Annotated in this window: 17 protein-coding genes; 7 read left to right on the top strand and 10 right to left on the bottom strand. The window is 69.1% G+C overall.

The features are described 5' to 3' along the window. The first annotated feature begins 122 nt into the window (after positions 1-122). Positions 123-3,287: an RND family transporter gene (locus tag A5757_RS07755; protein ID WP_066831000.1), complete on the top strand. Its 3,165-nt coding sequence runs from the start codon at positions 123-125 to the stop codon at positions 3,285-3,287. Positions 3,288-3,290: 3 nt separating this feature from the next. On the opposite strand, the gene A5757_RS23125 is transcribed toward A5757_RS07755, so the two are convergent. Genes A5757_RS23125 through A5757_RS07740 form a run of 3 tightly spaced genes read right to left on the bottom strand, consistent with a single transcriptional unit; the run spans position 3,291 to position 5,748 of the window. Next, positions 3,291-4,079 carry an ABC transporter permease gene (locus tag A5757_RS23125; RefSeq protein WP_066830999.1) on the bottom strand — a complete coding sequence of 263 codons (789 nt, stop codon included), beginning with the start codon at positions 4,077-4,079 and terminating at the stop codon, positions 3,291-3,293. Next, positions 4,076-4,819, bottom strand: coding sequence for an ABC transporter permease (locus tag A5757_RS23120; protein WP_066830998.1), 744 nt, complete (start codon positions 4,817-4,819; stop codon positions 4,076-4,078). Before A5757_RS23120 ends, A5757_RS23125 begins: the two co-directional genes overlap by 4 nt. Then, positions 4,816-5,748, bottom strand: coding sequence for a daunorubicin/doxorubicin resistance ABC transporter ATP-binding protein DrrA (locus A5757_RS07740; protein WP_066830997.1), 933 nt, complete (start codon positions 5,746-5,748; stop codon positions 4,816-4,818). Before A5757_RS07740 ends, A5757_RS23120 begins: the two co-directional genes overlap by 4 nt. Positions 5,749-5,882: 134 nt before the next feature. Between A5757_RS07740 and A5757_RS07735 the strand changes: the two genes are divergently transcribed. Then, positions 5,883-6,584, top strand: a complete 702-nt coding sequence (locus A5757_RS07735; RefSeq protein WP_066830996.1) for a glycosyltransferase — start codon at positions 5,883-5,885, stop codon at positions 6,582-6,584. Here A5757_RS07735 and A5757_RS07730 read toward each other — a convergent pair. The 4 genes from A5757_RS07730 to A5757_RS07715 form a co-directional block, all read right to left on the bottom strand. After that, complete coding sequence (locus A5757_RS07730) at positions 6,581-7,819, bottom strand: hypothetical protein (RefSeq protein WP_066830995.1); 1,239 nt, start codon at positions 7,817-7,819, stop codon at positions 6,581-6,583. The two genes, A5757_RS07735 and A5757_RS07730, sit on opposite strands and share 4 nt — an antisense overlap. After that, positions 7,816-9,552 carry an AMP-binding protein gene (locus A5757_RS07725; protein ID WP_066830993.1) on the bottom strand — a complete coding sequence of 579 codons (1,737 nt, stop codon included), beginning with the start codon at positions 9,550-9,552 and terminating at the stop codon, positions 7,816-7,818. Before A5757_RS07725 ends, A5757_RS07730 begins: the two co-directional genes overlap by 4 nt. Positions 9,553-9,688: 136 nt before the next feature. Then, positions 9,689-10,423, bottom strand: a complete 735-nt coding sequence (locus A5757_RS07720) for a hypothetical protein (RefSeq protein WP_066830992.1) — start codon at positions 10,421-10,423, stop codon at positions 9,689-9,691. Positions 10,424-10,474: 51 nt separating this feature from the next. Further along, positions 10,475-10,834 carry a DNA-binding protein gene (locus A5757_RS07715; protein WP_066830989.1) on the bottom strand — a complete coding sequence of 120 codons (360 nt, stop codon included), beginning with the start codon at positions 10,832-10,834 and terminating at the stop codon, positions 10,475-10,477. Positions 10,835-11,047: 213 nt separating this feature from the next. Here A5757_RS07715 and A5757_RS07710 point away from each other — a divergent pair, with 213 nt between their 5' ends. Together A5757_RS07710 and ileS are read left to right on the top strand one after the other, a co-directional pair. Then, positions 11,048-11,623 carry a hypothetical protein gene (locus A5757_RS07710; RefSeq protein WP_231983915.1) on the top strand — a complete coding sequence of 192 codons (576 nt, stop codon included), beginning with the start codon at positions 11,048-11,050 and terminating at the stop codon, positions 11,621-11,623. Positions 11,624-11,860: 237 nt separating this feature from the next. Beyond that, positions 11,861-14,977, top strand: coding sequence for an isoleucine--tRNA ligase (ileS, locus tag A5757_RS07705; RefSeq protein ID WP_066830987.1), 3,117 nt, complete (start codon positions 11,861-11,863; stop codon positions 14,975-14,977). A gap of 3 nt (positions 14,978-14,980) precedes the next feature. Here the strand turns inward: ileS and A5757_RS07700 are convergent, their stop codons facing one another. Next, on the bottom strand, positions 14,981-16,192 hold the full coding sequence (locus A5757_RS07700; protein ID WP_066830985.1) for an acetyl-CoA acetyltransferase: 1,212 nt from the start codon (positions 16,190-16,192) through the stop codon (positions 14,981-14,983). 51 nt (positions 16,193-16,243) lie between these two features. Here A5757_RS07700 and A5757_RS07695 point away from each other — a divergent pair, with 51 nt between their 5' ends. Together A5757_RS07695 and A5757_RS07690 are read left to right on the top strand one after the other, a co-directional pair. After that, complete coding sequence (locus tag A5757_RS07695) at positions 16,244-17,734, top strand: carotenoid oxygenase family protein (RefSeq protein ID WP_066830983.1); 1,491 nt, start codon at positions 16,244-16,246, stop codon at positions 17,732-17,734. Between the two features lie 32 nt (positions 17,735-17,766). Further along, a complete protein-coding gene (locus A5757_RS07690) occupies positions 17,767-18,639 on the top strand; it encodes a helix-turn-helix domain-containing protein (RefSeq protein WP_066832239.1) in 873 nt (290 codons plus the stop codon). Here A5757_RS07690 and A5757_RS07685 read toward each other — a convergent pair. Next, a complete protein-coding gene (locus tag A5757_RS07685; RefSeq protein WP_066830981.1) occupies positions 18,626-18,838 on the bottom strand; it encodes an RNA-binding S4 domain-containing protein in 213 nt (70 codons plus the stop codon). The two genes, A5757_RS07690 and A5757_RS07685, sit on opposite strands and share 14 nt — an antisense overlap. Before the next feature lie 32 nt (positions 18,839-18,870). On the opposite strand from A5757_RS07685, the gene A5757_RS07680 reads away from it, so the two are divergent. Next, a complete protein-coding gene (locus tag A5757_RS07680; RefSeq protein ID WP_082929361.1) occupies positions 18,871-20,238 on the top strand; it encodes a DNA polymerase IV in 1,368 nt (455 codons plus the stop codon). 91 nt (positions 20,239-20,329) lie between these two features. Here the strand turns inward: A5757_RS07680 and A5757_RS07675 are convergent, their stop codons facing one another. After that, positions 20,330-21,256 carry an asparaginase gene (locus tag A5757_RS07675; protein WP_066830979.1) on the bottom strand — a complete coding sequence of 309 codons (927 nt, stop codon included), beginning with the start codon at positions 21,254-21,256 and terminating at the stop codon, positions 20,330-20,332. Between the last annotated feature and the right edge of the window lie 26 nt (positions 21,257-21,282).

The following is a 21,282-nucleotide window of genomic DNA, read 5'->3' as shown; positions in this document are numbered from 1 at the left end:
ACGCCGAGATTGCATCACGGACGCCACCTGTTTGTCCGACCTCCCTTTTGGGGCGTCGGGCCTGTGTGACGGCCATTTCCGGGCTCGACTCGGGACGTTGTGAGCCGTGTACCGTGGCTGGAATGTTGAAGCGCACCAGGCGCAACGGTGCGTTGGCGGAAGGGATCCTGACCCCCATGGGTCGGGTCATCGTCCGCCATCCGATCCTGGTCATCGTCGGCTGGCTCGCAACCGCCGCGGTGCTCTTCCTGCTGATCCCGCCGCTGGCGGTCGTCGCGCAGAAGAACCCGCCCGATTTCCTGCCTGCCGAGTCGCCGGTGCTGGTGGCCGGCAACGAGATGCAGGAGGCTTTCCAGGAGGCCAACGCGTCGAACGCGATGGTGGTGATCCTCGTCGACGATGCCGGGTTGAGCCCGGCCGACGAGCAGACCTACCGCGCGCTGGTCGAGCGGCTCAAAACTGTGCCGGACGTTTCGTCGACCCAGGATTTCATCGCCATCCCCGAGCTGCGCGAGGTGATGGTCAGCGAGGACGGCAAGGCCTACAACCTCCCGGTCACCCTCACCGGGGTGATGGGCACCCCCGCGGGCCAGGAGGCCTACCGCAACGCCGTCGAAGTCGTCGAGAGCGTCACCGAGGGGACCACGCTCAAGGCCTATTTCGTCGGCGGGCCTGCCACGCTGGAGGACGTCAACTCGATCGGCGCCCGCGATCAGATCGTCATCGAGATCGCCACGGTGGGCACGATCCTGACGATCCTGATCCTGGTGTACCGCAGCCTGATCGGCATGTTGATCCCGATGGTGACCATCGGGGTGTCGTTGGCGGTGGCCAACCAGGTGGTGGCCGGCCTCGGCGAGCTCGGCCTCGGTCTGGGGCCCCAGACCATCGTGCTGATGACGGCCATGATGATGGGCGCCGGCGTCGACTATGCGGTGTTCCTGTTCAGCCGGTACCAGGAACTCGTCCGCGGCGGGATGCCGTCCGACGACGCGCTGGTCGGCGCGCTGGGCACGATCGGCAAGGTGATCGCCGGGTCGGCGGCCACCGTGGCCATCACCTTCCTCGGGCTGGGCTTCACCACACTGGCCGTCTTCTCGACGGTCGGTCCCGCCCTGGCCGTCACCATCACCATCGGATTCCTGGCATCGGTCACGCTGCTGCCCGCGCTGATCGTGCTGGCGGGCCGGCGCGGATGGGTGAATCCCCGCAAGGACCGCACCGGCCGGTTCTGGCGGCGCTCGGGCGTCAACATCGTGCGCAAACCGGTGCGTCACCTCGTCGCCAGCCTCAGCGTGCTGGCCGTCCTCGGGGTGGGGACGATCTTCCTCGAGTACAACTACGACGACCGCAAGGCGCTGCCCGACGACGCCACCAGCAACATCGGTTACGACGCCATGGACGATCACTTCCCGGTCTCCACCACCCTGCAGCAGTTCGTCGTCATCCGCTCGGAGCAGGATCTGCGGACCCCGAGGGCATTGGCCGACATGGAGCAGATGGCGGCCCGGATCGCGGCCGTGCCCAACATCGACATGGTGCGCGGTATCACCCGACCGACCGGCGAGATGCTCGAACAGGCCAAGGCCACCTGGCAGGCCGGCGAGGTCGGCACCCGCCTGGAGGAGGCGGGCACCCTCATCAACGAGAACGACGAGAACCTCGACCGCCTGTCCGGCGGCGCCCATCAACTCGCCGATGTCCTCGACGAACTGCGTACTGGGGTGGTCAACGCGGCGGGCAGTGTGCGGGGTCTGGCCTCAGCGCTGGACGACATGTCGCGCAAGTACGGCGGCGAGAAGACCCTCGACGAGATCGACCGCACCGCGACGCTGGTGACGAACATGCGCGACCTCGGCAACGCGATCGGTGTCGACGTCGACCGGATCACCGACATCTACGCCTGGGGTGCCCCCGTACTGCGGTCGCTGGACCGCAGCCCCGAATGCGCCACCGACCCCGAATGCGTCGAATCCCGCGAGGATCTGCGCCGCATCGTGGCCACCCGCGACAGCCCGGTGCTCAACAGCATCTCCGAACTCGGCCGCGAACTACAGAACACCGAGGGCTTCCAGTCGCTGGACGAGACGATCAAGGGTCTCTCGACCAGCCTCAAGACCGCCACCGAGGCGGCCAGGGAGCTGGGTATGGGCCAGCCGGGCGGCGTCACCACCCGGCTGAACGAGGCCCTGCTGGGCGCCAACACGCTCGCCGACTCCAGCAGACAGCTCGCCGAAGGCGTACAGCTGCTCGTCGACCAGACCAGGACGATGGGCGGGGGCCTCGATCAGGCCTCGGCGTTCCTGCTGGCGATGAAGCGCGACGCCAGCAACCCGCCGATGTCGGGCTTCTACATCCCCCCGGAGATCCTCACCCAGGCAGAGTTCAAGAAGGCCGCCAGCCTGTTCGTCTCGCCCGACGGGCACACCGCCCGCTACCTGGTGCAGACCGCGCTGGACCCGTTCGGCACCGAGGCCATGGATCAGGTGGCCGAGATCGTCGACGCCGCCGAGAGCGCGCTGCCCAACACCTCGCTGGCGGGGTCGGAGGTGTCGATGGTGGGCTTCTCTGCGGTGCAGAACGATCTGCGCAACTACTACGACAAAGACGTGCAGTTCATCGTCGTCGTCACCCTGATCGTGGTGTTCGTGATCCTGGTGCTGCTGCTGCGTGCGCTGGTGGCGCCGCTGTATCTGGTGGCATCGGTGGTGATCTCGTACGTGTCGGCCGTCGGCATCGGCGTCGCGTTCTTCGGCATCTTCTTCGACCAGAAGCTGTACTGGACGGTGCCGGGCATGGCGTTCCTGGTGCTCGTCGCCGTCGGCGCCGACTACAACCTGCTGTTGATCCACCGGATCCGCGAGGAATCCCGCAACGGTATCCGCACCGGCATCGTCAAGACGGTCGGTGCGACGGGCGGCGTGATCACCTCCGCGGGGTTGATCTTCGCGGCGTCCATGCTCTCGCTGACGGTGAGCAGCATCGCGACCGTCATCCAACTCGGCTTCGTCATCGGGATCGGCCTGCTGCTCGACACCTTCATCGTCCGCACCATCACCGTGCCGGCCGTCGCCGCGCTGGTCGGCAAGGCGAACTGGTGGCCGTCGACACCGAAATACCAGGATCACGACCCGCCGGCCTCGACGACGCCCGATCATGGCGACCACGCGGACGACGACGAACCCGCGACCGTCGCGTTGCCGAGCACGCCCAGGGCACGGGTGCGTCAGCGGCTCAGCGAGGCGACCGAGTCCTACCGGGCTCTGCGCGGCGACGTGCGCACCTGAGCGTTACTCACCCCGGGCCGCCGCGCGATAACCACGCACGGCCAAGGGCAGGAACACCGCCATGATCGCGACCACCCAGCCCGCGGTGACCAGCGCAGGCGCCGCGGTCAGTTCCCCGGTGGACAGCCCGCGCATCGTCTCGATCACCGACGCCATCGGCTGGTGTTCGACGAACGGGCGCAGCCACCCCGGGAACATCTCCACCGGCGCCAGACCGGGGCTTGCGAACACCAGCCCGATCGAGCTCGTCCCGAGCCACATGAACAGCGCGGTGCCCTCGGAGCGCAACGCCAACGCCGTCACGAAGGTCGCGAACGCCACCGCGATGAACACCGGCACCAGCAGGTAGGGCACGACGGCGAGCCAGCCGCCGGTGAAGCGCAAACCGAGCGCGACGCCGACGGCGGTCACCACCACGGACCCGACGAGCGTGCGGGTGGCCTCGGCGAGTAGCCGGCCGGTCAGCGCGCTGGCCCGGTGCACCGGCAGCGTCCAGAACCGGGTGAGCAGTCCACCCGACCGTTCGTTGGGGATCGCGATGGCTGCGCCGATGGCCCCGAACATGCCGCCGGCCACCGCGCACATCGGTACCAGGGCGTCGAGGTTGTCGGTGCCGGTCATCATCGCCATCGACTTGCCGACCAGCAGGTTATAGGTGATCAGCAGGACGGTCGGGAACAGCAGTGCCTGTACCGGGACACCCGGGTGCCTGCGCCACTTGGCGAACAGCCGGCCGGCGAACAGGCAGCTCTCCAGCGCCAGCGAGTGCCGGCGCACCTCGGTTCGCGTCACCGCACCCGCCTCTGCATCCGCACCGCGACGACCCCGAAGACGGCCAGCAGGCCCAGCACCCACACCAGGGTGGTGGCGAGGTTGGCGGCCGCGACGTGCCCGCCGGCGAAACCGCGCATCGTCTCGGTCACCTGGGACACCGGCTGCGCCCGGACGAACGGCTGCACCCAGCCGGGGAACGCCTCGGCGGGCGCCATCCCGGTCGACAGCAGGACCAGCAGCAGCTGCGGTACCAGCAGCACCTGGCTGGAGGCATCGCTGCGCCGCACCCAGGTACCGATCGCGTCGGCGCCCAGCGACAACCCGAGCGTCAGGGCCAGGGCGAGCGCGACGAACGCCCCGGCGTGCAGGGGGCCGCCGGTGAACCGGAACCCGAACACCGCCGCGATGGCGACCGCCGCCACGATGACGACGACGGCGCGCAGCAGGCAGTACAGCATCCGGGCGGCCAGCGGCACCCACCGTGGAACGGGCAGGGTCCGCAGCCGGGTGCCGAAGCCCGAGGACTGGTCGCGGGCCGCGCGGTCGGCGGTGGTCAGCGAGCCGAACAGCAGCGACTGCACGATGATCGCGGGCAGCACGTACTGCGGATAACTCATCGAGCCGGTGTCGATGACCCCGCGCAGCACCACGGTGAACCCGACGAACGTGCTCACCGGGGTCAGCACCGCGATCAGGAGGTCGAAATCTCGGACGGTGGTGCGCACGACCCGTTCGGTGAGGGCGGCCAGTGCCGTCATGCGGTGACGGGCGGCTCGGTGAGGTGCAGGAACACCTCGTCGAGCGACGGTCTGCGCAGCGCGATGTCGTGCAGGTCGATGTCGCGGTCATCAAGCCGGCGGAACACCTCGCCGAGCGTGGCCACGCCCCGGTCGGCGGGGACGGACACCGTGTTCATATCGCGGTCGATCTCCAGACCGCGGAAGTCGGCCAGGGCGGCTGCGATCTCCGGCAGATCGGCGGGGTGGACGGGGGAGACCTGGCAGTAGACGAACCCGGTCCGCGATTTGAGCTCGTCGGCGGTCCCGTCGGCCACCACCCGACCGGCGTTGAGGATCACCACCGAATCGCTGAGGACGTCGGCCTCCTCCAGGTACTGGGTGGTGAGTAGCACCGTGACATCCTGGGCGGACAGCGACGACACCAACGCCCACACGTCGCGGCGGCTGCGCGGATCGAGTCCGGTGGTGGGCTCGTCGAGAAACAGCACCTCCGGCGCCACGACCAGTGAGGCGGCGATGTCGATCCGGCGCCGCATGCCGCCGGAGTAGGTGAGCACGGTGCGGTCGGCCGCGTGCACCATGTCGAACTGCTCGATCAGCTCGTCGGCCCGGATACGTGCCTGTTTGCGCCGCAGCCCGCGCAGCCGGCCGAACAGCACGAGGTTCTCGCGCCCGGTGAGCATGATGTCGACCGACGCGTCCTGTCCCGTCACCCCGATGCTCTCGCGGACCCGATCGGGTTCTCCGACGACGTCGTGGCCGGCCACCACCGCACGCCCGGCCGTCGGCATCAGCAGGGTCGACAGGATCCCGATCGTGGTGGTCTTGCCGGCGCCGTTGTGGCCGAGCAGCGCGCACACCGATCCGGTCGGAACGCGGAAACTGACGTCCTGCAACGCGCTGACGCCGCCCTCGAATGTCTTCGCGACACCGTCCAGCTCGATCATCGCGCTGCGCCGGAAGACCTGAAAACCACCTTGCGACTATAGCGAGCACGGCGCACAGCGGGGCCCGCCGTCACACCGGGTGGGGGCCGGACGTAGACCCCTGCTCGGGCGCGCCAGTGGCTACCATCCCGGCCGTGACGCAGCGCTTCTCGATCGTGATTCCCGCACACAACGAGGAGCACTACATCGCCGACACGCTGCGCCACGTCGCGGCCCTGGACTATCCGCAGGACCACTACGAGGTGGTGGTCGTCGAGAACGGTTCCACCGACCGCACCTGGGAGATCGCGCGTGGCTTCGCGGGCGGCAACGTGCGCGTCGTGCGCAGCCCGAGGACCGGGGTGTCGGCTGCGAAGAACGTCGGTACAGACCACATGTCACCGGACAGCGACTGGGTGGTGTTCCTGGATGCGGACACCCTGCTGGGGCCCGGCTTCCTGACCGAACTGCAGACGAAGGTCACCTCCGCGGGGAAACCGCTGGCGATCGGCACGACGACGATCACCCCGCTGGACCGGCGCTGGAACGCCCGCGCGTGGTTCGCCTATTACGACGTGGCGCACCGGTTCGGCGGTTCCTACGCCATCCAGATCGCCCGGCGCTCCCTGTTCCCCGGCTTCCGGTTCGACGAGGAACTGCGGATGGGGGAGGACGCGCTGCTGATCCGGCGGGCCCGCAAGACCGGCAAGTGGTTCTATCTGCCGACGCGTAGCGTGCACACCTCGACCCGGCGGTTCGACGCCGACGGGTACTGGCGGATCTTCTTCCGGTACTGGTACTTCTCGTTGCTGCCGGTGCGGTACTGGAAGGCGTTCGACTACCGGGTGATCCGTTAGATCGGCGGCTGGACCGCGAAGCCCGCGACGATCCCGACCGGGATCAGCGCGAACAGCATCCCGGCCGTCGCGCAGACCACCACCGTGCGCCGGTCGGCGGGCGCTTCGGCCTGCGGTCTGCCCGCGGCGAACAGCAGATACACCAGGGCGATGTTCATCCCGATGATGATCATCCACCGGGTCCAGTCGTAGGCGGTGAGGAACAGCGGCAGCATGAGCGCGCCGGCGGCCGCCGTCCACCAGCCCCAGCCCCGCAGCGCTGCGCGGAACTCGGCGAACGGCACATTCGACGCGCGGCGCAGGACGGCGAGGGTGACCGCGACGACCACCGCGCCGAAGACGGCCGATGCGATGAGCTGCCCGACACCGAGACCCAGTACATAGCGCACGGCCTGTCCGGGGCTCAGATCCCACATGGGCAGGATGTTGCGGCACATCCAGCCGTTGTATTCGGTGAAGGGTCGGTTGCGGCCGGTGAGGAAGTCGATGACCCCCTGCGGTGATTGTTCGAGGGCGTAGGGGTTCTCGATGTGGCGGACCGGGATCTGTTCGCACAGAGCTGCGGAGATCCCGCGCCGGCCGGCCAGGGCCACCGCGGCGGTCGCGAGGAGACCGGGCAGCACGGCCATCAGCACACCGGCGCGGCGCGCGGGCGTCGGCAGCGTGCGGGGCAGGGTCGCGATCGCCAGCACCGCGCCGAGCGCGAACTCGACGGGGACCGCTTCGTGGATGAGTGCGGCGACTACGCCGACCAGCCCGTACGCCGCGCACGCGACCTGCGCCGTCCGGCGGCTGCGGGTGCGGGCCAGGACCACCGCGAGGACGGCCAGCGCCGCGCCGCCGTACAGATCGGGGCGGGCCGAATACAGCGCGAACACGACACCGAACGGCAGCACCGGGAGCAGCAGTGCCAGCATGCGGCGGCGCTGGGTGACACCGAAGTGCGTCCACACCGTCCACATCACCGCCAGCAGCGCCGCGGCATACGTCGCCGTCGACACCCACCGCAGCACCCGCATGCCACCGAAGTAGTCGCCGAACAGCCCGAGGACCTCGCCGCCGAGGCCGCGCCGGACGAAGCCCAGCGAGTAGTCGATGGAGTAGTAGGAGAAGAAGTACAGATCCGCGCCGGAGAGCACTGTCGCGGCCAGCACGACCAGACCCGCGGCCCAGGCCGCGATCAGACCCGCCGCGAGCGGATACAGCCGCCGGCGTGGGCCAGGCGGCGTACTCAACCGTCGAGTCGCGTGAACGCGCCCTGACGGTACAGGTCGGCGCAGGCCGCCCGGCGCACCTTGCCGCTGGTGGTGATCGGGATCGATCCGCGCCCGACGAGCACCAGGTCGGTGGCGCTGATCCCGTGCACGGTGGAGATGGCCGACGTCACCCGGTTCCGGAGGTCGCGGTAGTTCTCCTGGATCTCCTCGTCGGAGTCGCCGCGCGGCCTGACCTCGATGATCGTGACGAGCTGTTCGGTTCGGTCTTCGTCGACGGAGATCGCGGCCACGCGGCCGCCGGTGATCTCCTGAACGGTGCCCTCGATGTCGTCGGGGTAGTGGTTGCGGCCCCGGACGATGAGCAGATCCTTGAGCCGGCCCATGATGAACAGCTCGTTCTCGGAGATGAACCCGAGGTCCCCGGTCCGCAGCCACGGACCCGCGTCGGTGCCGGGGGAGGGATTGGCGATCTTCGCCTCGAACACCGCGGCGGTCTGTTCGGGTTTCTGCCAGTAGCCGAGGCAGACGTTCTCGCCGCGCACCCAGATCTCCCCGACCGAACCGCCGGGCAGTTCGGTGCAGGTGTCGGGTTCGACGATGCGCACCGCGGGCGAGTTCGGGCTGCCGTAGCTCACCAGCGGCGTGCCGGTGGGCCCGCAACGTTTCGCGTGGCCGGCCGAGAGCTTCTCGGGCTCGAAGTGCACGATCACCGGCGGGGTGCCGGGAGCGTTGGTGGCGACGTAGAGCGTGGCCTCGGCCAGCCCGTACGCCGGGCGGAGCACGTCGTCGGGGAGGTTGACGCGTTCGAAGCGTTGCGCGAAGCGGCGCAGGGTGGCGTCGTGGACGCGCTCGCTGCCGCTGATCACGCACAGCGTGTTGCCGAGGTCGAGTCCGGCCATGTCCTCGTCGGAGGTCTTGCCCACGGCCAGCTCGAAGGCGAAGTTCGGGCCCGCGGTGATCGCATGCGGGCTGCGCGCCACCATCTGCATCCAGCGCGCCGGGCGGGCGAGGAACGACAGCGGGGTGGTGAACAGGGTGGGCCATCCGCCGAGGATGGGAGCGAACACCCCGAGCAGCAGGCCCATGTCGTGGTAAAAGGGCAGCCACGTGACGGCCGTGGTGCCGGGAGGGGCGATACCGCCGTGGTGGGACAGGAACGCGGCCATGATCTGCTCGAAGTTGGCCGACAGGTTCCGGTAGGACACCATCACCCCGGCCGGCGTGCGGGTCGAGCCCGACGTGTACTGCAGGTAGGCGGTGTCCGGGCGCTCGACGGGTCGGTTGCTGACCCGGCGCCGGGTGTCCAGGTCGAGCGTGTCGACCTCCAGGAGCCGCGGCGCGGCTGACCCGTCCTGCGTCGCCGTGTACTCGGCGACCGTGGTGCTCACCGCCGACGTTGTCAGCACCACGGTCGGTGCAGCGTCGCGCAGTACCGCGCTGATCCGGTCGTCGTGCACACCGGGCGCGGGCGTCGACAGCGGCACCGCGATCAACCCGGCCTGCAACGCACCGAGGAACCCCACCAGATAGTCGAGGCTCTGCGGGGCGATGATCACCGCGCGGTCACCGGTCTTCGCGTGCTCGCCCAGTTCCTGCGCCAGGTTCACTGCACGCCGGTAGAGCTGCGACCAGGTCAGCACCTCTTCCACGCCGGCGCTGTCGGTGTCGTAGTCGACGAAGGTGAAGGCGGTGTCGTTCGGCTGCAGGCTCGCGCGTTCCCGGAGTACGTGAGGCAGAGAAGACGCAGTCATAGTCCAGCCTCTCGTGGTTGCAACAGCGAACGGTGATTCGAGCATAAAGGAAGGTATGTCGAATCCCGACATCCGCCGGTGCTCGCGAAATGCGCTGCCACGTCGGCGAATGCGCTGATGATCGTCGCGGGGCGCCTCAGCGGGACGCGCCCGTGAACCACTTCGTCTTCACACGCCAGGAATGACCGGACGCCAGAGCAAACCCGGCGCCGCACGAGCACGCGAACAGCCAGACCAACGATCCGCCCTCGATCTCCTGAAGACTCGGCACGACGGCGGTGGTGATGCGCACGGCGCAGGCCAGGATTCCGCTGGTGCACGCCACCAGGTAGACATTGGCGATCCGCCGAGAGCGCGGATCCTGACGCAGCACCAGCAGCGCGCGGAAGCCGTAGCCGAGCAGATAGATCAGCGTGCCGCACAGCAGCACCCAGTAGGCGGTCAGCCAGCCGTCGGTGGGGGTGTCGAAGAAGTCCGCCCGGTAGACCGCGGCGCCGTTACCGAACGAGAACGTCGCGAGCAGCAGCGGAATGCACAGCGTGGCGGGACGCTCGACGTGCTGTTTGAACGTGCTCTGCACCGCGTTGTCGTCCTGCAGGCGACCGAGGGTGTTGTAGACGATTGCCGACGCCGCCACGATGTAGCAGTCGTGGGCGATGTAGTCCTCGAGGTTCCACTTGCCCGTCAGTTCGTACAGCAGGTGTCCGATGGTCTCGGAGGCCAGCGGTGACATCAGCAGAACCGCAGCCATCTGCAGCGCGATGTTGAGGGTGGCCGCAACTTCCCAGCGGCAACTCCACGTCACCCGCCGGATCCAAAGACTCCAAGCCATACATGCAACCGTGATGGCGATGAGCACTGCCAGAGTCATCGGGTTTCGCCTTTTTGTGCGCCAAAGTCAAATTATGGCAAAGCATAAGCCCTAGAGCGGCGGCGCGTCGCGACGTGGCGAAAGTTCGGAGATTCTGGGTCGCCGGCGCACCGTCGGCGGGGCCTCGGAAGCCGTCACGACCGTGATCGGCGCCGACTCGACGTAGTTCCAGATCTCCTGGCGACTCATCAGGCCGAAGCGGATCTGGAGGTCCGGATAACTGAGTTCGAAGCGGTCGGCGACCCGCCGCAGCTCCTCCGCGCCTGGATAATCGGGTTCCTTGATCCTTCTGTAATACGTACTGCTCGAGATGCCCAGCGCGTCGTAGATCGCCTTGGCATCGACCTCCCCATCCAGAAGGTAGTCAAGGAGCGCCTTGAGCTGTCTGCCGTTCTCATCGGTCCGGGGCACCCCCCAACGATACCGACAGTCCCGCGTTTTGGCAGTCCCTGCCACATTCGGGTGCAAAGTCCGCAAATTAACCGGGTCGTCACGGAATTGACAGATGTCTCCCATTTCTGGGACACCCCGGGTAGCGTGAGGGCCATGGTCGCCCCCCACATGGCTCCCTCTCGCACTGTGTCCCACTCTTTGTCTTCTCAATCGATGCCCGACACTCCGTCGATGCCCAACGATGTCGCCGCGCAGCTGCGGATGCCGTTGGTGGACCGTCAGGCGCTTCCCGGTGAGCCGGCGCTGATTTCCGCGCCGCTCGATCTGGTCCTCACGCTGGAACTCGACGGGGCGGCGTTCGCCCTCGGGCTCTCCGGCGACGAACTGCTGCTCGCCGCGTTCGGCCGCGCCGTGGCCCGAACCATCGGCGAGGGTGTCGTCGCGGTCGACGTGCTGCGCGGCTCGGCACCCGCCGGGGTGGATCTGTGCTGCGTCGGCGAACGGCAGATGGACGCCACCGAAGTGGTGCGGCTGGTGCACCGGGCGCTGCTGTCCTCGGACGGATTCAACGGGGACACCCCCGCCGAGGCGCTCTTCAGCTATCTGGGCACCACCCCGGCGCGCGCGGACGGCGCACCGACGGCGGGGTACGCCCTCGAGCTGCGCGCCTACCGCGATCAGGGCCTGATGTGTGTCGACTGGTGGTACGACACCGCGCGGTTCGACGAGGCCACGGTCCGCGAGCTGTCCGAACAGTTCCCCTTCGCCCTGATCGAACTGACCTCGGAGGCGCTGCCCGTCGAATGACGGCTAGAATCGGCGGTCAGCGGCGCTGATCCGGCCATCACCGGGGAGCCTCCGGAAGAACAGCCTTCAGTTCTCCCCAGAACCGAAGCCCAGTAGAACCGGACGGGCGGGCCCGTCACAGCCTCAATCAAGCGGCGTACCCCTGTGGTGCGCAAGCGGGGTGGTACCGCGGCGCTCGCCCATACCGGCGCGACGTCGTCCCCGTGCCGAGACTTTTGGCACAGGAGACGAACGCACGTGACCGCCTACCCCAAGCCGGCCAGCGGCGCCCCGAACTTCCCGGCGCTCGAGGCCGACGTCCTCGATTTCTGGAGCGCCGACGACACTTTCCGCGCGAGCATCGACCGCCGCGCCGACGCGCCGGAGTACGTCTTCTACGACGGTCCGCCCTTCGCCAACGGCCTCCCGCACTACGGCCATCTGCTGACCGGCTACGTCAAGGACATCGTTCCGCGCTACCGCACCATGCGCGGATACAAGGTGGAGCGCCGCTTCGGCTGGGACACCCACGGGCTGCCCGCCGAACTCGAGGTGCAGCGTCAGCTCGGGATCACCGACAAGGCCCAGATCGAGGCGATGGGCATCGAGAAGTTCAACGACGCCTGCCGCGAGTCGGTGCTGCGCTACACCGACGAGTGGCGCAGCTATGTCACCCGGCAGGCCCGGTGGGTCGATTTCGACAACGATTACAAGACGCTCGACCTGGGCTTCATGGAGTCGGTGGTCTGGGCGTTCAAACAACTGTGGGACAAGGGCCTGGCCTACGAGGGCGTGCGGGTGCTGCCGTACTGCTGGAACGACGAGACCCCGCTGTCCAGCCACGAGCTGCGCATGGACGACGACGTCTACCAGAGCCGGCAGGATCCGGCGATCACGGTCGGCTTCCGGATTTCCGACGGCCGGCTGAGCGGATCGCACCTGCTGGTGTGGACGACGACGCCGTGGACGCTGCCGTCGAACCAGGCGGTCGCGGTCAATCCGGATGTGGCCTACGTGCAGGTGACAGTGGACGGCGGTAAGTATGTGCTGGCGGAGGCTCGGCTGTCGGCCTACGCCCGCGAACTCGGGGAAGAGCCCGAGGTGCTGGCCACGTTCACCGGCGCCGACCTCGTGGGTACGCGGTACACGCCACCGTTCCCGTACTTCGCCGATTCCGAGAATGCATTTCAAGTGTTGCGCGGTGACTTCGTGACCACCGAGGACGGCACCGGCATCGTGCACATGGCGCCCGCCTACGGCGAGGACGACAAGGCCACCACCGACACCGTCGGCATCGTGCCGGTGACGCCGGTCGACTCGAAGGGCCGGTTCGACGTCACCGTGCCCGACTACCGGGGCCAGCACGTCTTCGACGCCAACCCGCAGATCATCCGGGACCTGAAGAACCGCACCGGCGGCGCCGCCGCCAACGGTGCGGTGCTGATCCGGCACGAGACCTACGAGCACTCCTATCCGCACTGCTGGCGGTGCCGCAACCCGCTGATCTACCGCGCGGTGTCGTCATGGTTCATCAAGGTCACCGAGTTCCGGGATCGCATGGTCGAGCTCAACCAGGAGATCACCTGGTACCCCGAGCACGTCAAGGACGGTCAGTTCGGCAAGTGGCTGCAGGGCGCCCGAGACTGGTCGATTTCGCGGAACCGCTACTGGGGCACGCCGATTCCGGTGTGGAAATCGGATGACCCCGCGTACCCCAGGATTGATGTCTACGGCAGCCTCGACGAACTCGAACGTGATTTCGGGGTGCGCCCGGACAACCTGCACCGCCCGTACATCGACGGGCTGACCCGGCCCAACCCCGACGACCCGACCGGTCGCTCGACGATGCGGCGGATCGAGGACGTGCTCGATGTGTGGTTCGACTCCGGGTCGATGCCGTACGCGCAGGTGCACTATCCGTTCGAGAACCAGGACTGGTTCTCGGGGGCGGAACCGCACTTCCCCGGCGACTTCATCGTCGAGTACATCGGCCAGACCCGCGGGTGGTTCTACACCCTGCACGTGCTGGCCACCGCGCTGTTCGACCGCCCGGCGTTCAAAACCTGTGTCTCCCACGGCATCGTGCTGGGCAACGACGGTCAGAAGATGAGCAAGTCGCTGCGCAACTACCCCGACGTGACCGAGGTGTTCGACCGCGACGGTTCCGACGCCATGCGCTGGTTCCTGATGGCCTCGCCGATCCTGCGCGGCGGCAACCTGGTGGTGACCGAACAGGGCATCCGCGAGGGGGTCCGTCAGGTGCTGTTGCCGCTGTGGAACGCCTACTCGTTCCTCACGCTGTACGCCCCGCAGAAGGGCACCTGGCGCACCGATTCCACGCACGTCCTGGACCGGTACATCCTGGCCAAGCTCGCGGCGCTGCGTGACGACCTGACAGAGTCGCTCGACACCTGTGACATCTCCGGTGCCTGCGACGACCTGCGGCAGTTCACCGAGGCGTTGACGAATTGGTATGTGCGGCGGTCACGTTCGCGGTTCTGGCAGGAGGACCGGGACGCCATCGACACGCTGCACACGGTGCTCGAGGTGACCTCGCGGCTGGCCGCACCGCTGCTGCCGCTGATCACCGAGGTGATCTGGCGTGGGGTCACCGGCGAGCGGTCGGTCCACCTCACGGACTGGCCCGCCGCCGGCGAACTGCCCGCCGATCCGGCCCTGGTGGCGGCGATGGACCAGGTGCGCGCGGTGTGCTCCACGGCGTCGTCGCTGCGGAAGGCCAACAAGCTGCGGGTGCGGCTGCCGCTGTCGAAACTGACTGTCGCGGTTCATGATCCGGCTCAGCTGGAGCCGTTCACCGATCTGATCGCCGACGAGCTCAACGTCAAGGCCGTCGAGTTGACCGACGACATCGCCACCTACGGCCGCTTCGAGCTCACCGTCAACGCCAAGGTGGCCGGTCCGCGGCTGGGCCGCGACGTGCAGGCCGCGATCAAGGCGGTCAAGGCGGGGGAGGCGGTGGCCAACGACGACGGCACGCTGACGGCCGGCCCCGCGGTCCTGCAGCCGGGAGAGTTCACCTCGCGCCTGGTGGCCGCCGATCCGGCCGAGACCGCCGCGCTGCCCGACGGCGCGGGCCTGGTGGTGCTCGACAGCACCGTCACCGAGGAACTCGAGGCCGAGGGCTGGGCGAAGGACCGCATTCGCGAACTGCAGGAGATGCGCAAGTCGACGGGTCTGGAGGTCTCCGACCGCATCTCGGTGGTGATGTCGGTACCCGGCCCGCAGGAGGGCTGGGCCCGCACGCACCGCGATCTGATCGCCCGCGAGATCCTCGCCACGAGTTTCGAATTCGGCGATCCGACCGACGGCGCAGAGATCGGCGAGGGCGTGCGGGTGGCGCTGACGAAGGCCTGACGTTCAGCGCGGCGCGGCGCCGACGACGAAGCTGACGACGGTCGCGGTGCTGCCGCCGATGTTCAGGGTGCCGAAGCGGTCGGCGCCGTCGACCTGGTAGTCACCCGCGGTGCCGCTGACCTGTCTGGCGGCGTCGACGAGCATGCGAACGCCCGTGGCGCCCACCGGATGTCCGCCGCCGATCAGCCCACCGCCCGGGTTGACCGGTAGGCGTCCGCCCGGTGCGATGTCGCCGTCCTCGACGGCTTGCCAGGACATCCCCGGTTCGGTCAGCCCGATGTGGTCGATCGCCAGGTATTCGCTGGGCGTGAAGCAGTCGTGCACCTCGAAGCCGGACAACGCCTCGAGGGGGACCCCGGCGCGGCCGAACGCGTCGTGCACCGCGCCACGGACGTGAGGCAGCACGTACGGCGAGTCCGGGTGCCGTCCGAGCTTCTGCGCCAGTCCGAGGCCGACGGTGCGGTGTCCCCACCCTTCGATGCGCGCCACCGGCCGGGCATCGGGGTGCTCGCGCAGGTAGGCGTCGGTCACCAGCATCACACCGGCGCCGCCGTCGGTGAGCTGGCTGCAGTCGTAGCGCCGTAACCGCCCCTCCACCACGGGGTTCTGCTCGTCGTCGGCGGAGAGCGTCGGCACGGTCCAGTGCCGGGCCTGGGCATTGTCGTTGCGGCGGGCGTTGGCGTAGTTCAGGTCGGCGATCGCGCGCAGGTGTGCCTCGTCGAGGCCGTAGCGGCGGTCGTATTCGTCGGCAACCCGGGAGAACACCTGGGCCCACAGGTTGCTGGTGGCCGCATCCTCGTGCCCGGTCCAGCCCGCGGCGGCGAGGTGGCCGGCGCCGACCGGTCCGGGCACGGTCTTCTCGAGTTCCAGGCCCAGGACCAGCGCCACGTCGTAGTTGCCGGCGCGCAGATCGGCGAGCGCGGCGAGGGCGGCGATGCTGCCGGACGCGCACGCCGCCTCGTGCCGGGAGGCCGGGACACCCCACAGGGCGTCGTCGACCGTCGCCGGCATCGCGCCGAGATGGCTCTGCGCGGCGAACAGTTCGCCGAAGGCGTTGCCAACGTGGACGACCTCGACCGCGGTCGCGTCGAGGCGCGCGGCGGCCAGTGTCCGGTCGACCACCTCGGCGGTCAGATCGGCGAAGTCGAGGCCTTCACGGTGCAGATTGCGGGCGAAGTCGCTCTGATACCCGCCGAGAATCCAGACGTCCTGCATGACCCCATAGTTCAATTGACAGAGTCACTCTGTCAACTGTAGTTTCCGGCCATGGGCGCACAACGCATCGGGACGTTCACCTCGACGCTCCCGGCGGACGACGATCACCCGTACCGGACCGGGCCGTGGCGGCCCCAGCTCACCGAGTGGCGCGCCGACGATCTCGAGGTGGTCGCCGGTGAGGTGCCTGCCGATCTGGACGGCATGTATCTGCGCAACACCGAGAACCCGCTGCATCCGGCAGCGACGGCGTATCACCCGTTCGACGGCGACGGCATGATCCACATCGTCGAATTCGCCGACGGAAAAGCTCACTACCGCAACAGGTTCGTCCGCACCGACGGCTTCCTCGCCGAGAATGAGGCCGGCGGTCCGCTGTGGGCCGGCTTCATCGAGATGCCGTCGGCGGCGAAACGCGAGGACGGCTGGGGCGCGCGCACCCGGATGAAGGACGCGTCGAGCACCGACGTCGTCGTGCACCGGGGGACCGCGCTCACGAGCTTCTACATGTGCGGCGACCTGTACCGCGTCGACCCCTACACCGCCGACACGCTCGGCAAGGAGACCTGGCACGGCGACTTCCCGCAATGGGGCGTATCGGCGCATCCCAAGGTCGATGCGGTCACCGGGGAGCTGCTGTTCTTCAGCTACAGCAAGGAGGCGCCGTTCCTGCGTTACGGCGTGGTGGACAAGGACGCGAACCTGGTGCACCACACCGACGTGCCGCTGCCCGGCCCGCGGATGCCGCACGATATGGCGTTCACCGAGAACTACGTGATCCTCAACGACTTCCCGCTGTTCTGGGAACCGTCGCTGTTGAAGCAGGACATCCACGCGCCGGTGTTCCACCGGGACCTGCCGTCCCGGTTCGCGGTGCTGCCCCGCCGCGGCGACCGATCGCAGGTGCGGTGGTTCGAGGCGGCCCCCACCTACGCCCTGCACTTCGTCAACGCCTTCGAGTACGGCGACGAGATCGTGCTCGACGGGTTCTTCCAGGACAATCCGTCACCGTCGACGAAGGGTGCGAAGTCGTTGGAGGAGGCGGCCTTCCGCTACCTGGCGCTCGACGGTTTCGAATCGCATCTGCACCGCTGGCGGTTCAACCTCATCACCGGGGCGGTGACCGAGGAGCGGCTGTCGGAGCGCCTCACCGAGTTCGGGATGATGAACGGCGACTACCAGACCCGCCCCTACCGGTACGTGTATGCCGCCACCGGCAAGCCGGGCTGGTTCCTGTTCGACGGGCTGGTCCGCCACGACCTGTCCACCGGCAGCGAAGAGCGTTACGCGTTCGGCGACGGGGTGTTCGGCAGCGAGGCCTCCATGGCGCCGCGGCCCGGCAGCACCGCGGAGGACGACGGCTACCTGGTCACGCTGACCACCGACATGAACGACGACGCGTCCTACTGCCTGGTGTTCGACGCCGCACGCGTCACCGACGGCCCGGTGTGCACGCTGCGGTTGCCTGAGAGGGTCTGCAGCGGAACGCATTCCACCTGGGTGGCCGGCGACGAGTTGCGGCGCTGGCACAGTCCGCGGTGACCACCGACGGTGAGGTCAACGCGATAGGGCGGATGCTGGGCCTGCTCGGCGACGAGTGGACCCTGCTGATCGTGCGCGAATCCCTGCTGGGCGCAAGGCGTTTCACCGACTTCACCACTCTGCCCATCTCGGCGGCCGTGCTGACAGGCCGGCTGCGGGCCCTCGTCGACGACGGGCTGCTGGAGCGGCGGGTGTATCAGCAGCAGCCGCTGCGGGCGGGATATCTGCCCACCGAGCGCTGCCAGGCGCTCTGGCCGGTTCTGGTGTCCATCTGGCACTGGGAGCGGACGTGGGTGGACGAGCATGCCACGACGCTGCCCGCGATGGAGCACACCGGATGCGGGGTGGAGTTCTCGCCGGTGCTGCGGTGTGCCGGCTGCCGCCGAGAGACCGGAACGGCCGACATCACCGGACGGTGGGGCCCCAGCGGCGGATGGCAGCGGTCCGTGCCCCGCGGGACGACCCGCAGGCGCACCCGCGGCGATGCGCCCGGGCTGTTCCCGGAGACGATGGCGATCTTCGGCAACCGCTGGGCGTCGGCGATCATCGGTGCCGCGTTTCTGGGGACCCGGCGGTTCAGCGACTTCCAGACCCGGCTCGGGGCGCCGGCCGCGCTGGTGGCCGAACATCTGCGGGTGTTCTGCGACATCGGGGTGCTGCAGGCCGCGGCCCATCCTCGCCGCGCGGACTGGTCTGAGTATCACCTCACGCCGAAGGGGCGCGCGTTTTATCCGGTGGTGGCGGCGTCGATCCACTGGGCCGAGGAGTGGTTCGGCGCCCCGGAGGGCTCCGCGCTCGTGCTCACCCACACCGCGTGTGGGACGGACTTCGTCCCGGAGTTGGCGTGCGATCAGTGCGACCGGACGCTGAGCGCCGAGGCGGTCCGGGTGGTCAACCGCGGGTGACGACGGCGGCCTCGTCGCCGAGTGCGACGGTGTCGCCGGCGTGCAGTTGACGCCCCCGCCGGGTCTCCACGTCCCCGTTGACGGTGACCATCCCGTCGGCGATCACGGCCTTGGCGTCGGCCCCGCTGTCGATCAGCGAGGCCAGTTTCAGGAACTGCCCGAGGCGGATCGACTCATCGCTGATGGGCACCTCTCGCATCCCGTCAGGCTAACGCCCTAGCATCTGCGGGTGTGGACGCGCGGTGGGTCCTGCACCTGGACATGGACGCGTTCTTCGCGTCGGTGGAGCAGCTGACCCGTCCCACACTGCGGGGCCGACCGGTGCTGGTCGGCGGGTTGGGCGGTCGCGGTGTGGTGGCCGGCGCCAGCTACGAGGCCCGCGTGCACGGCGCCCGCTCGGCGATGCCGATGCACCAGGCTCGCCGGATGGTCGGTGCCCCCGCGGTGGTGCTGCCGCCACGCGGCGTCGTCTACGGCGTCGCGAGCCGGCGGGTCTTCGACACCGTGCGGACCCTGGTCCCGGTACTCGAACAGCTGTCCTTCGACGAGGCGTTCGGGGAGCCGGTCGAGCTGGCCGGGGCGTCGGCCGAGGAGGCCGAGGCGTTCTGCGAGCGGCTGCGGGCCACCGTGCGCGAGGTGACCGGCCTGATCGCGTCCGTCGGCGCCGGATCGGGTAAGCAGCTGGCGAAGATCGCGTCGGGGCTGGCCAAACCGGACGGGGTCCGGGTGGTGCGGCCCGACGAACAGCGTGAACTGCTCCACGGGCTGCCCGTGCGCAGGCTGTGGGGAATCGGGCCGGTGGCCGAGGACAAGTTGCACCGCATCGGCATCGAGACGATCGGGCGGTTCGCCGCGCTGTCGGACGCCGAGGCCGCCGACGTCCTCGGCGCCACGGTGGGACCGGCACTGCATCGGCTGGCCCGGGGGATCGATGACCGGCCCGTCGCCGAACGCGCCGAGGCCAAACAGATCAGCGCGGAATCGACGTTCCCGGCCGACCTCATCACCCTCGACCAACTCCGGGAAGCGGCGGGTCCGATCGGGGAGCACGCACACCGCAGACTGCAGAAGGACGGTCGCGGCGCCCGCACGGTCACGGTCAAACTCAAGAAGTCGGATATGAGCACCCTGACCCGTTCGGCCACCCTGCCGTCGGCGACCACCGATTCGGCGACCTTGATCGCCACGGCACGGCGGTTGCTGCTCGACCCGGCGGAGATCGGACCCATTCGTCTTGTGGGCGTGGGCTTCTCGGGGCTGACCGAGGTGCTTCAGGAGTCGCTGTTTCCGAATCTGGAATCGGTCACCGAGGAGGCGCAGGGTGCAGTCGCCACCGTCGGGTCGACGGTCAGCGCGCTCGCCGCGACACCGCCCGCGTGGGGCGTCGGCGACGACGTCACCCATCCCGAGTTCGGCCACGGTTGGATCCAGGGCGCCGGCCACGGTGTCATGACCGTGCGGTTCGAGACCCGTAGCACCGGACCCGGGCCGACGCGCACCTTCCCGGCGTCCGCGCCCGAGGTGACGCGTGCGAACCCGGTCGACAGCCTGGACTGGCCGGACTACGTCGCCGCACTGGGTTCCGAGGACGCGACGTAGCACCGACACCGTGGGCGAACACCCGCGAGCGTGCGCAAACTGCCAACTATTGCCCGGCGTGTCGCGTGCAAACACGCACGCTCGCGGCGGTTCAGCCCCAGCGCGCGAAGACCTCACCCGGGTCTCGACCCGCCGCCAGCGCGGCCATCAGCAGCACCCGCGCCTGCGGCGGCCGCAAGCCGGGGACGACGACCGCCCCGGCGTCGGCCAACTCCCGGCCCGGACCGTAGGCCGGGCTGACGCTCCCGCCCGGCACTCGGGTGGCCACCGCCACCACGATCCCGTCAGCGCACAACCGCCGCACCCCGGCGATGACGTCCGGTCCGGCGTTACCCGCCCCCATCGCCTCCAGCACGACCGCCCGCGCGCCCGCGGCGGCGAAGGCGTCGAGCGCGACGGCGTCGGAGCCCGCATACACCGCGGCGATGTCCACCCGCGGCGCGTCGGCCGCGGTCAGCTCCCCGAACCGCACCCCGCTTTTCTGCCCGGTGACGGTGAACCGGCCCGCGGTGACCTCACCCACCTCCGGGCCGGCGAAACAGTCCAGCGTCGAGCCGCCCACCTTGTTCAGCCCGAGCGGCCGGCGGACGCGGCCGGAGAACGCCACCAGCACACCCAGCCCGCGCGCGGCCGAATCGCCGGCGACGGTCAGCGCGTCGCGCAGGTTGGCGGGTCCGTCGGCATCGGGGGCGTCAGCACTGCGCATCGCACCGGTCAGGACCACGGGCACGAAGCCCTGATACGTCAGGTCCAGCCACAGGGCCGTCTCCTCGAGGGTGTCGGTGCCGTGGGTGATCACCACCCCGTCTGCGCCGTCACCGACCGCCCTGCGCACTGCGGCGCCGATCAGATCCCACTCGGGCGGACCGAGCGCGGAGCTGTCCGCGCGGAGCAGGTCCACCACGGCGACATCCAGTCCGGCGGTCAGATCCGCGCCGGTGCGGTCGGGGCGACGGACGCCGTCGGCGTCGGTGCTGGTGGCGATCGTGCCGCCGGTGCTGATCACGACAAGGCTCACGTGCGGATTGTCCCGCAGCCCGCCGC

Origin of the sequence: Mycobacterium sp. 852013-51886_SCH5428379, assembly GCF_001665575.1 — a bacterium.
Classification (GTDB): domain Bacteria; phylum Actinomycetota; class Actinomycetes; order Mycobacteriales; family Mycobacteriaceae; genus Mycobacterium.
Note: the sequence above shows the minus strand (reverse complement) of the source record. Positions and strands in the feature narration are given on the sequence as shown.